The organism is Fusibacter tunisiensis, from assembly GCF_016908355.1.
Lineage (GTDB): Bacteria > Bacillota > Clostridia > Peptostreptococcales > Acidaminobacteraceae > Fusibacter_D > Fusibacter_D tunisiensis.
Genome location: NZ_JAFBDT010000041.1, coordinates 1 through 10,340, shown reverse-complemented (window position 1 = coordinate 10,340; position 10,340 = coordinate 1). Strand labels below are relative to the sequence as shown.

The window sequence follows — 10,340 nt, the reverse complement described above, 5'->3', positions numbered from 1 at the left end:
GCGTATATTATCAGCATAAATTATAAAAGAACCGTGGGGCACACGGGGATAGCTCGCTTATGCTGTAGCCATTAGGCTATTCGAACGAGAAGCCCTCACTTCTTAAGTGGTGGGAGTATGTCACGCAATTACAACACTTATGGACAGCATAGCACATTAAGACCCTATGAAGGTATATTAATAGAAAAACAAAAAAAGATTTGAACTTGCGATCATTTGGCGTTATACTATTTAAGTGCTTTGCAGGTGTGGTGGAATGGCAGACACGCTAGATTCAGGTTCTAGTGAAGGCAACTTCATGCAGGTTCAAGTCCTGTCACCTGCACCACGATTTTTTTGTAATAAGTGTATTGGATTGTGCCTAGAGGCACGTGGATTGCGGCTAACGCCTCATCAAGTATGCCTGACGGTATGTTAAATGCACCTTTAGTGCGTTGATTATGGCTTCGTCATGCGGATTGCGAATTTTGATTATGTCAAAATATCGTGTGAAAAAGATAAGAACGCTTTGTGAAAATTCAAGTTTATGTAATTCTTGAAAATTCATGAAGTGTTTTTTTGTGGTTAGGGGCTAGTTGCTAGGGGATGGGGAGTGGCAGCAAAGCTGCCGTGAAATGTGCCTTCGGCACGTCGATTGCACCTTTGGTGCGTTAAGGGCAACCAACTAACCAACTAGTCCCTAACCAACTACCCCCTAACCAACTATCCCCTTATCTTGAAATATTTGTTTTGTTTTTTCAGAAAATTTAGTACACTATAGAAAGGCAAATGATTTGTAAAAAGACATAGAACAGGGAGAAATGATATGAATTATGCATACAAAAGACCTGATATGGCAGTACTGCAGCAGAACTTTAATCAGAAGATTGAAGCGTTTTCAAATGCGAAAACGGCTGAAGAACAAGTCCGTATCATTACGGAAATCAATGCACTTAGAAATGATGTAGAGACGGCATTTACATTGGTTAGCATTAGACATTCCATCAATACAGAGGATGCGTTTTATGATGCTGAAAATGATTTTATGGACGAAAATGCCCCTCTTTATCAAGAACTTGTGGACCGATATTATCGGGCAATAGCAGCATCGCCTTATCAAGATCAATTGAGAAAGGCATTTGGAGACCATCTTTTTAATTTGATTGATGTGAATCTCAAGACTTTTAAGCCGGAAATCATGGAAGACCTTAAGCAGGAAAATGCCTTGGCGTCGAAATATACCAAATTAAGGGCTTCGGCAAAAATTCAATTTGATGGCGAAGAACGGAACTTAGCACAAATGGGGCCATATTATGAGTCTAAAGATCCTGATGTGCGGAAAGCGGCTCAAGAAGCAGTGAGCGCATTTTTTGTGGAAAAAGAAGCGGAGTTTGATGCGATTTATCATGATTTGGTACAGGTTCGGACACGGATTGCCCGTAAACTTGGATATGAGAACTTTGTGGAAGTGGGGTACATGCGACTTAATCGAACAGATTATGACCGCAACGATGTAGCATCTTATCGGAAACAGGTGCTTAGGGATATTGTGCCAATTGCAACGCGATTGCGCGCGCGTCAAAAAGAACGGTTGGGTCTAGATACGCTTAAGTATTATGATGAACCGCTTGCATTTACAACGGGAAATGCAACCCCAAAAGGAGATGGCAAGTGGATTCTTGAAAATGGAAAGCATATGTATGAGGCCCTTTCTAAAGAGTCTTCAGAGTTTATCAATTTTATGATTGACAATGAACTCTTGGATTTGGAGTCAAAAAAGGGAAAAGCTGGTGGCGGGTATTGTACATTTATTCCAAATTATAAAGCCCCATTTATTTTTTCGAACTTTAACGGAACGTCGGGTGATGTGGACGTTTTGACACACGAGGCAGGTCATGCATTCCAAGTGTATCAAAGCCGAAATTATGAACTTCCAGAGTACGTCTGGCCAACACTTGAAGCCTGTGAAATCCACAGCATGAGTATGGAGTTTATCACTTATCCTTGGATGGAATCCTTCTTTAAAGAAGAAACAGAAAAGTATAAATTCAGCCATGTAAGTGAGGCCATTTTATTTATACCTTATGGTGTTTTGGTGGATGACTTTCAACATTTTGTCTACGAAAACCCAGAAATGACCCCGGCAGAGCGTAAGGCCAAGTGGCGTGAACTTGAAAAACAGTATTTACCACATAGAGATTATGCAGGCAATGACTTCCTTGAAAGAGGTGGTTACTGGTTTAGACAGGGTCATATCTTTGGCGATCCATTTTATTATATTGATTACACGCTGGCCCAAGTATGTGCCTTCCAATTTTTCGTAAAACTACAAGAAAACCGTGAGACGGCTTGGCAGGATTATCTTAGACTCTGTAACAAGGGTGGAAGCCTTCCATTTACTGAACTTATAAAAGTTGCCAACCTTCAAAATCCTTTTGAAGAAGGGTCGATTAAAGGGATAGTTCCGACACTAGAAGCATGGCTCAATGGCATTGACGACAAAAAATTAGATAAAGCCTAAAATTTGTGTTGAAATTTTACGCCGCATCCCATAGAATAAGAGTGGCAGTTAAATCTGCCTGATAATTGAATTAATGACCCAAGTGAAGACAATGCGAGATACCTTTAAAGGGTAGCCGAAGGAGCAATGGCCGTATAGCCGATACGCCAGAAACTCTCAGGCCCAAGTAGTGTTGTTGGATGGGACTCTGGAGAGACCTTTTTAAGGCACCGAAGGCGGAAGTGCGATGCGTCGCGAGAAACTCTCAGGTAAAGATACAGAGGTATGCAATGGCAGCTTTTTTGCTGCGTCCATTGCATACCTTTTTTTATTCAATAATTGAGGTTAATTGCGCTATAAAAGGGCATAATAGGAACGTATGGATGAAGGAGGTCGATTATGGAAACAGTAAGAAAGACCGCGCTATTTGAAGCGCATGAGGCACTTGGGGGTAAAGTCATTGATTTTGCCGGTTGGGCGCTTCCAGTACAGTATGAAGGTATTATTGAAGAACACGAGGCTGTGAGAAAGGCTGCAGGCATGTTCGATGTGTCACACATGGGAGAAGTGGAAGTTAAAGGGCCTGGAGCATTTGACTTTGTACAAAATCTCGTTACAAATGATGTGGCAACTTTGGAAGACAACCAAATTCTTTATGCCATGATGTGCTATGAAGATGGTGGCGTTGTGGATGACCTTTTGGTTTACAAATTTGCAAGTGATCACTATTATCTTGTAATCAATGCCAGCAATGTAGACAAAGATTTTGCTTGGATGCAAGAACAAGCTAAAGGCTATGACATGTCACTTGAAAACATTTCATCACAGGTATCTGAACTGGCCATTCAAGGGCCAATCGCTCAAGAAATTCTTCAGAAAGTGGTAGATGTGGATTTGGCAGATATCAAGTTTTTCTATTGCAATCGTAATGTAACCATTGAAGGGGCTAAGTGCTTGGTTTCCAGAACTGGTTACACAGGTGAAGATGGCTTTGAAGTTTACACAGACAATGAGAGCATTTTAAAAGTTTGGAATGCAATCATGAAAGTGGGCGAGCCAATGGGTCTAAAACCTGCTGGACTCGGTGCTAGAGATACACTTCGATTTGAAGCAACACTTCCGCTTTATGGCAATGAGATTGACAAGGACATTACACCACTAGAAGCTGGACTTGGTTTCTTTGTTAAATTGACTAAAGAAAATTTCATTGGTAAGGAAGCCCTTGCTAAGCAAAAAGCGGATGGTCTGCCACGCAAAACTGTAGGCTTTGAAATGGAAAAAGGCATTCCTAGACATGGTTATGAAGTGGTTGTCGGAGAAGACGTAATCGGTCTTGTTACAACAGGCTATTTTTCACCAACACTTAAGAAAAATATTGGCCTTGCATTAATTGATGCCAAGTATGGTGAAATGGGATCTGAAATTGGCATTAAAGTACGCAAGAAGGTTTTCCCAGCTACAATTGTGAGCAAAAGATTTTATCAAAAGAATTATAAAAAATAGACTTTTATTAAATGCAAATACAGGTATACTGTTACCAGGGATGTTTCCCTGGAAAATTAAATGATGAATTTACAGGAGGTTTGTTATGAAAATCGCAAGTGGATTGTATTACACAAAAGATCACGAGTGGGTTAAACTCGAAGGGGATGTGGCGCTTGTTGGCATCACAGATTTTGCACAGCATCAATTGGGATCAATCGTTTATGTTGAACTTCCAGAAGTAGACGACGCTTTTGAAGCTGAAGATAATTTTGGAACGATTGAATCTGTAAAAGCAGCATCAGATATGTTGATGCCAGTATCGGGAACAATCGTTGAAGTTAATGAAGAACTTGATGACGATCCAGCCCTTATTAATGGCGACCCTTATGAAAACTGGATTTGTAAAATCAAATTAGACAATGCAGCAGATCTCGAAGAACTTATGAATGCTGGAGAATACGAAGCATTTTGCAATGAGGAGGCATAAGAATGAACTTTCCCTACATCCCGAACACAAAGCAGGATGAGGAGAAGATGCTGAAAACGCTTGGTTTGGATTCGGTGGACCGTCTTTTTGACGATATCCCCGAGTCCATTAAACTGGGCAGAAGGCTCGATCTCAATCCACCCCTGTCAGAAGCTGAAGTGAGCAAGGCAATGCGTCACTTGGCAAATAAGAACAAGAGCACTGAAGAATTGGTATGTTTTAGAGGCGCAGGCGCTTATGACCATGCAATTCCATCAGCAGTGCATCATTTAATTTCCCGATCTGAATTCTATACAGCCTACACACCGTATCAGCCTGAAATCAGTCAAGGGACTTTGCAGGCGATATTTGAATATCAAACCATGATTGCCAATCTTACAGATATGGAAGTATCAAACGCGTCCATGTACGATGGAGCAACTGCCACTGCGGAAGCGGCAATGCTTGCGGCAGGCAATCAAAAAGGCAATACAATTGTCATTTCAGAAACCGTAAACCCTGAAACACGTGAAGTGGTTAAAACCTACCTGCGGTTTAATGGCGTTGAAGTTGTGGAAGTGCCAATGAAAGATGGCGTTACAGACATGGAAGCCATGCGAGATCTCGTTAATTCTGATACCACAGGTGTCATTATGCAATCGCCAAACTTCTTTGGTAATATTGAAGATTGCACAGAAGGTGTTGAACTTGCACATGCCAATAAAGCGCTTTTTATAATGAATGTAGATCCAATTTCACTTGGGCTTTTAAAAACACCTGGTGAATATGGGGCTGACATTGCAGTAGGCGAAGGCCAAGTTTTGGGGAATAGCCTAAATTTTGGTGGCCCATATCTTGGATTCATGGCTTCAACTCAAAAACAAATGCGTAAACTCCCTGGCCGAATTGTTGGACAAACGGTAGATCTTGATGGCAAACGTGCCTTTACACTCACGCTTCAAGCCCGTGAACAACACATTCGCCGTGAAAAAGCGACCTCTAATATTTGTTCAAATCAAGCGCTCAATGCACTTGCAGCAACGATCTATATGTCACTTTTGGGCAAGTCAGGCCTTAAAGAAGTTGCAGAACAATCTGCTACAAAAGCGTATTATGCATACAACCAATTAATTGGAACGGGGAAATTTAGACCTGTATACAAACAACCGTTTTTCAGGGAGTTTGTCCTTGAAACGGATATAGATGTAGATGTTTTGAACCAGCAGCTGATCGAAAAAGGATTCCTTGGTGGCTATAATTTAAGCAAAACATATCCAGACCAAAAGAATCGCATTCTTTTCTGTGTCACTGAAAAACGCACAAAAGATGAAATCGATTGTCTGATTAAAGCAATGGAGGAAATCAAATGGTAAATTATGATCAACTCATTTTTGAAATTTCAAAAGAGGGCAGAAAAGGCTATCGACTTCCTGGTTGCAAAGTGGACGGTATCGATTTAGAAAGTGTTATCCCATCGGATATGATCAGGAAAACTGAACTGGGTCTACCGGAAGTAAGTGAACCTCAAGTTGTTCGCCATTACACCCTTTTAAGCAATAAAAACTTTGGTGTGGATACTGGTTTTTATCCACTAGGGTCTTGTACCATGAAATACAACCCTAAAATTAATGAAGACATGGCTTCGCTCGCTAAGTTTTCTGCCCTTCACCCTTTACAGGAAGAAGGCACTGTACAAGGCGCACTGGAATTGATGCACAACTTGTCTGGCGCACTAGCTGAAATAGGCGGTATGGATGCTTTCTCACTCCAAACTGCAGCGGGTGCTCATGGTGAACTTGCTGGTCTTATGATAATTAAGGCTTACCATGAAAAGCGTGGTGATGCCAAAAGAACTAAGATTATCGTGCCAGATTCAGCACACGGGACCAACCCTTCAAGTGCGCATGTGGCTGGTTTTGATGTGGTTGAAATCAAGTCAACACGTGATGGTGCCATTGATCTTGACAATTTAAAAGAAGCCCTTAACGATGAAATTGCTGGATTAATGCTCACGAATCCAAGTACGCTTGGTCTTTTTGAGAAAAATATAGTGGAAATTGCCAAATTGGTCCATGAGGCAGGCGGCCTACTTTACTATGATGGTGCCAACCTTAATGCGATTTTAGGGCAAACACGTCCGGGAGACATGGGTTTTGATGTGGTACATTACAATTTGCATAAAACCTTTACAACACCACATGGTGGTGGCGGACCTGGTTCTGGTCCAATTGGTGTTAAGAAACATTTGGAACCCTTTTTACCAAAACCAGTTGTGGCTCAAACTGAAACTGGCTTTACGCTAGATCACAACAGACCAGATAGCATTGGCCGCATGAAAGCCTTTAATGGAAACTTTGGGATTTTGGTCCGTGCCTATACCTATATTCTGACCATGGGTGCAGAAGGGTTAAAGCGTGTTTCTGAAATGGCTGTCCTCAATGCAAATTACATGCAAAATAAACTCAAAGCACATTACAATTTGCCAGTAGATACCATTTGTAAACATGAATTTGTTTTGGCTGGTCTTAAAAATGAATTGAGCACATGCAGCACTTTGGATGTTGCCAAGAGGCTCCTTGACAGAGGCTATCACCCACCAACTGTCTATTTCCCATTAATCGTACCAAACGCGATTATGATTGAGCCAACAGAGACAGAAAGTATTGAAACTTTAGATGCATTTATTGATGCAATGATTGATATTGCAAGAGAAGCAGAAGAAACGCCTGAACTCTTGAAAAATGCGCCAACCACAACGCCAATCCGAAGGGTGGATGAAGTTATGGCAGCGCGGTCACCCATTTTAAAATGGGAAAAACAATAAATAGGAGGCTTGCATGCAAAAAAAGATTGTCGTAATAGGAGGCGGCCCGGGTGGGTACGTCGCCGCAATTAGAGGGGCTCAACTGGGTGCTGAAGTGACGCTGATTGAGCGCCACAAGATTGGTGGAACATGCCTAAACTATGGCTGTATTCCTACGAAGACACTTTACAAGAATGCGGAGCTTCTAAATACGTTAAAGCACATTGAGGATTTTGGGATTCAAACAGGAGAAGTTGCCATTGATGTGGAAAAGATTCAATCCCGTAAAGACACTGTGGTGACAAGTCTTGTGACTGGAATTGAGCAACTTTTGAAAGCCAATGGCGTTCATGTGATTCAAGGCTCTGCATCATTTGTTTCAGAAGATACACTTAAAATTGTCCTTGATAACGGTGAAACTCAGACTTTAACCTGTGACCACATTATTGTGGCAACGGGTTCTAAACCCAGTATGCCTGAACTAGAAGGCATTGACCTTCCAGGTGTCATTACAAGCAAGGAACTTTTGGAATTTGATAAAGTCCCTAAAAAACTTGTCATTGCAGGTGGTGGTGTTATTGCCATGGAATTTGCAGGCATATTTGCGGCGATGGGTACAGAGGTAGATGTGGTTATCCGGTCGGATCGTTTCCTTAGGGAAGTGGATACTGAAATCACAAAACGCTTTGCCCCTCTTCTTAAAAAGAATGGCATTAAACTCAACAAAAATGTATCCCTCAGCCGTATTGAGCAAACTGAAAATGGTCTTGTTCTCGTTGGCGAAGGGAAAAAGGGTGAGGTGCGATTCGAGGCAGACCAGATTCTCATGTCAACAGGGCGTGGACCAGTTATGGATGGCCTTAACCTAGAAGCTGCAGGAATTGAATTTACACGCAAGGGAATTGTTGTAGACACTCATTTCAAGACCACAAATCCAAACGTGTACGCGATTGGGGATGTCAATGGTAGAATCATGCTGGCACACGCTGCATCCCACCAAGGCATTGCTGCAGTTGAAACCATTATGGGACTGTCCCACCAAGGCAATCACGATGTCGTTCCAAATTGCATTTTCGTGTTCCCGGAGATTGCAGGTGTGGGTCTTACAGAAGATCAAGCTGCAGACCAGGGCATTGAAATTAAAAAAAGCAAATTTTTATTTGCTGCAAATGGGAAAGCGCTTAGCATTGGAGAACCAGATGGCTTTATTAAGGTCATTTCTGATCTTGAAGATACCATACTAGGCGTTCACATTATGGGCCCTCATGCGTCTGACTTAATTCATGAGGGGGCACTTGCGATTACTCAGAAACTGAAAGTTGACGCAATAGCCAATACCATTCACGCACATCCAACTTTGGGTGAGGCGTTTGCAGAAGCGACTTTGGGCCTTAAGAATGAAGCCATTCATATGGTCCCTGCGCGAGTTAAATAGTAGAAATGAGGAGATGTTTATGAATTTGGATTTAATTAAAAAGAACGACCCGGAACTCTACGAAACGATGGAACTTGAACTTAAGCGTCAATCTTCCAATATTGAGCTGATTGCTTCTGAAAATTTTACCAGCCCAACCGTTATGGCAGCGATGGGGTCTCACTTAACAAATAAGTACGCTGAAGGCTATCCCAATAAGCGCTACTATGGTGGCTGTGAGTTTGTAGACTTAAGCGAAGACCTTGCACGAAACCGTATGAAAGAACTTTTTGGTGCAGACCATGCAAATGTTCAACCTCATTCAGGCTCACAAGCCAATATGGGTGTCTATATGGCAGTTCTCAAGCCAGGGGATAAAGTGCTCGGCATGAATCTTTCTGATGGGGGCCACTTGACACATGGAAGCCCTGTAAACTTCTCAGGTCAACTTTATGAGTTTGTTTCATATGGCGTTGATGAAAACGGCTTTATCGACTACGATGCACTTAGAACACAAGCCTTGGCTGAAAAGCCAAAAATGATTGTGGCAGGTGCAAGTGCATATTCCCGTACAATCGACTTTAAACGGTTTAGAGAAATTGCAGATGAAATAGGCGCTTATGTTCTTGTGGATATGGCCCACATCGCAGGCTTAGTGGCTGCTGGTGTTCATCCAAATCCAGTTCCATATGCAGATTTTGTAACAACCACGACTCATAAGACACTTAGAGGTCCAAGAGGTGGTGCAATCCTTTGTAAAGCAGAATATGCAAAGGCTATTGATAAAGCGATTTTCCCTGGCATTCAAGGTGGTCCGCTGATGCACATTATCGCTGCAAAAGCTGTGTGCTTTAAGGAAGCAATGTCAGACGATTTTAAAATGTATCAGAAAAAAGTTGTTGAAAATGCCGCTGTACTGGCTCAAGCCCTTGCAGAAAAAGGCTTTAAAATTGTATCGGGCGGTACCGACAATCATTTAATGCTTGTGGACCTTCGCAACAAAAATATAACAGGTAAAGAAGCAGAAAAACTTTTAGATGAAGTCGGCATCACCACAAACAAAAATACGGTTCCAAACGAAACAGCGAGTCCTTTCGTTACCAGTGGTCTTAGAATCGGAACCCCTGCAACCACAACACGTGGATTTGGCAAAGAAGAGATGCTTGAAATTGCAGACATTATTAACTGGACCATTGAAAACAAAGACGGCGACCTCGAACCAGCTCGTGCAAGAGTCAAAGTCCTCTGCGATCGATTCCCGCTTTTGTAGGGGATAGGGGGTAGTAGTTAGGGGATAGTTGGTTAGTAATTAGGGGGGTGCCTTCGGCACGTTGAGGGCACCTTCAGTGCGTTGAATGCTGCTTCGCAGCGTGGCTTGCGGCTGACGGCCCGTGGAAAAGATAAAAACGCTTTGTGAAGATTCAAGATGATGTGACTCTTGAACTTTCATGAAGCGTTTTTTTTGGTGGATAGTTGGTTAGTAGTTAGGGGATAGTTGGTTAGTAGTTAGGGGGGTGCCTGACGGCACGTTGAGGGCACCTTCGGTGCGTTGAATGCTGCTTCGCAGCGTGTAATCGCAATCACCGCTACGAACTAGTACTTAACGTGCCGAAGGCACACTGCCCGGCAGCTTTGCTGCCACTCCCCGAGGCTTTAGCCTCACTCCCCATGCCTTTAGGCATACTCGACGCGA

The 10,340-nt window shown here is 42.5% G+C and carries 7 protein-coding genes, 1 tRNA gene and 1 riboswitch; all 8 genes read left to right on the top strand.

From position 1 onward, the window contains the following. The first annotated feature begins 242 nt into the window (after positions 1-242). Positions 243-328 (top strand) — tRNA-Leu (locus tag JOC49_RS12590). Positions 329-805: 477 nt separating this feature from the next. Next, positions 806-2,500, top strand: coding sequence for a M3 family oligoendopeptidase (locus JOC49_RS12585; protein WP_204665391.1), 1,695 nt, complete (start codon positions 806-808; stop codon positions 2,498-2,500). An 82-nt stretch (positions 2,501-2,582) separates the two neighbouring features. Further along, positions 2,583-2,682: riboswitch (glycine riboswitch) on the top strand. Positions 2,683-2,878: 196 nt separating this feature from the next. After that, positions 2,879-3,982, top strand: coding sequence for a glycine cleavage system aminomethyltransferase GcvT (gcvT, locus tag JOC49_RS12580; protein ID WP_204665390.1), 1,104 nt, complete (start codon positions 2,879-2,881; stop codon positions 3,980-3,982). Between the two features lie 85 nt (positions 3,983-4,067). Further along, positions 4,068-4,451, top strand: coding sequence for a glycine cleavage system protein GcvH (gene gcvH, locus JOC49_RS12575; RefSeq protein ID WP_204665389.1), 384 nt, complete (start codon positions 4,068-4,070; stop codon positions 4,449-4,451). A 2-nt stretch (positions 4,452-4,453) separates the two neighbouring features. Next, entirely contained in the window at positions 4,454-5,803 is a 1,350-nt protein-coding gene (gene gcvPA, locus JOC49_RS12570; protein ID WP_204665388.1) for an aminomethyl-transferring glycine dehydrogenase subunit GcvPA, read from the top strand. Then, on the top strand, positions 5,797-7,254 hold the full coding sequence (gcvPB, locus tag JOC49_RS12565) for an aminomethyl-transferring glycine dehydrogenase subunit GcvPB (protein WP_204665387.1): 1,458 nt from the start codon (positions 5,797-5,799) through the stop codon (positions 7,252-7,254). Before gcvPA ends, gcvPB begins: the two co-directional genes overlap by 7 nt. Positions 7,255-7,267: 13 nt before the next feature. Then, on the top strand, positions 7,268-8,668 hold the full coding sequence (lpdA, locus tag JOC49_RS12560; protein WP_204665386.1) for a dihydrolipoyl dehydrogenase: 1,401 nt from the start codon (positions 7,268-7,270) through the stop codon (positions 8,666-8,668). 19 nt (positions 8,669-8,687) lie between these two features. Further along, the gene (glyA, locus tag JOC49_RS12555) at positions 8,688-9,917 is read left to right on the top strand and encodes a serine hydroxymethyltransferase (RefSeq protein WP_204665385.1); all 1,230 of its coding nucleotides are present in this window, start codon (positions 8,688-8,690) and stop codon (positions 9,915-9,917) included. Positions 9,918-10,340 lie beyond the last annotated feature (423 nt).

What these genes read in the sequence shown, in the direction of transcription:
- glyA (WP_204665385.1), top strand. Translation starts at nt 8,688, where the DNA reads ATGAATTTGGATTTAATTAAAAAGAACGACCCGGAACTCTACGAAACG.
- gcvPB (WP_204665387.1), top strand. Translation starts at nt 5,797, where the DNA reads ATGGTAAATTATGATCAACTCATTTTTGAAATTTCAAAAGAGGGCAGA.
- gcvT (WP_204665390.1), top strand. Translation starts at nt 2,879, where the DNA reads ATGGAAACAGTAAGAAAGACCGCGCTATTTGAAGCGCATGAGGCACTT.
- JOC49_RS12585 (WP_204665391.1), top strand. Translation starts at nt 806, where the DNA reads ATGAATTATGCATACAAAAGACCTGATATGGCAGTACTGCAGCAGAAC.
- gcvPA (WP_204665388.1), top strand. Translation starts at nt 4,454, where the DNA reads ATGAACTTTCCCTACATCCCGAACACAAAGCAGGATGAGGAGAAGATG.
- lpdA (WP_204665386.1), top strand. Translation starts at nt 7,268, where the DNA reads ATGCAAAAAAAGATTGTCGTAATAGGAGGCGGCCCGGGTGGGTACGTC.
- gcvH (WP_204665389.1), top strand. Translation starts at nt 4,068, where the DNA reads ATGAAAATCGCAAGTGGATTGTATTACACAAAAGATCACGAGTGGGTT.